Raw genomic sequence first — 1318 nt, 5'->3', positions numbered from 1 at the left:
AATAGGTCCTGAGCCTAGGCTACTAAGGTCAGATAATCCTTTAGTGGTGGTTGAGGCCCCCGCAGGTTGTGGGAAAACATTTCAGGCTGCGAACTACGCGGTCGAGGTCGCAGAGAACATTTCTTCCTGTCGTGTTTTGGTTCTCACTCACACGCATGCGGCGGTGTCAGTTTTCTCAGGGCGGACAAGGCACCTTTCAAACCAAATTGAAATTCGAACTATCGATAGTTTGATTGGCGAAGTTGCTTCTGCATATCACTTATCTCTCGACTTACCACAAGATGTTGGGGCTTGGGTTCGGCAGCAGGATGGCCGATTTGAGTTGCTAGCCAATAAGGTGAGAGGGCTAGTTCAATGCAATAAGTTTATTGCAAAAAAAATCGCACAAGCTTTTCCGGTCATAATCTGTGACGAGCATCAAGATACCTCTGCTGATCAAGAGGGCTTCATTATGTGCATTTTTGCTTCCGGCAACGTCAAGCTCCGGATCTTTGGTGACCCCATGCAATGTATTATCGGTGGAAATGGCGCAAACGACTTTATTGACCAGAGAATTCAACAATGGGAGCGATTAAAATCTCAAGCTTCGTTTGCTGTTCTAGACAGACCGCATCGGTGGATTAACAGTGGTAATCATGAGCTAGGTGCCTGGGTTATGGACGCTCGCAACCGCCTGATTGCAGGCGACCCGATCGTTCTGCCAACTCGGCCAGTAACGGGATTACAAATCAAGTTTTCTGAGAATGCAAACTCACCGCATGCATACAAGTACAGGCCTCAATTCGAACAAGATGGTCGGCGTGCAATCAATATGATTGTCAGAAGCCGTGAAGATGCTCTTCTTCTGGCGTCGTCGAACGATACACTTTTAGCTATGCGAAGCGCGTTCCCTTGGCTTCAGGTTCCAATCTGGGAGGGGCATACAAGGAAAGCGCTGGACGCCCTAGTATCAGTATTGAGCCGAAATGAGAGTTCTGAAGAAGAGAGGGCGCGTGCATACATTGAATTCCTGAAGTCTTGTTTTACAGGCTTCACAGCCCGTTTTGCGGATGTCTTACTTCGTCAAGCGATTAATCCGTTACCAAGATTAAAAGGGCAGCTTCCCCCGCTTCTTGAGGAAATTGCTGCTGAAATTCGTGCTGGCTTTGATCATAGAGCCTTCGCACAGGCTACCAAATTGTTGCAGAACTTTGTTAACGGAAATGTCGCACCGTTTGACAATCTTACAATCCTGCATCCTGTGGAGTTGAGAGAACTAACCAAACTGTCCGAATACGAAGACCTAGGAGCGGGTTTAGCTAGGGTCTGGACTCAATTG

The 1318-nt window shown here is 47.6% G+C and carries 1 protein-coding gene; it reads left to right on the top strand.

Translation table 11 applies throughout. The features are described 5' to 3' along the window. Positions 1-43: 43 nt before the first annotated feature. On the top strand, positions 44-1318 hold a 1275-nt coding region (locus tag THS27_RS26215), incomplete at its 3' end, for a UvrD-helicase domain-containing protein (protein WP_168185030.1).

This window comes from Thalassospira sp. MCCC 1A01428, from assembly GCF_002115825.1.
Taxonomy (GTDB): domain Bacteria; phylum Pseudomonadota; class Alphaproteobacteria; order Rhodospirillales; family Thalassospiraceae; genus Thalassospira.
Note: the sequence above shows the minus strand (reverse complement) of the source record. Positions and strands in the feature narration are given on the sequence as shown.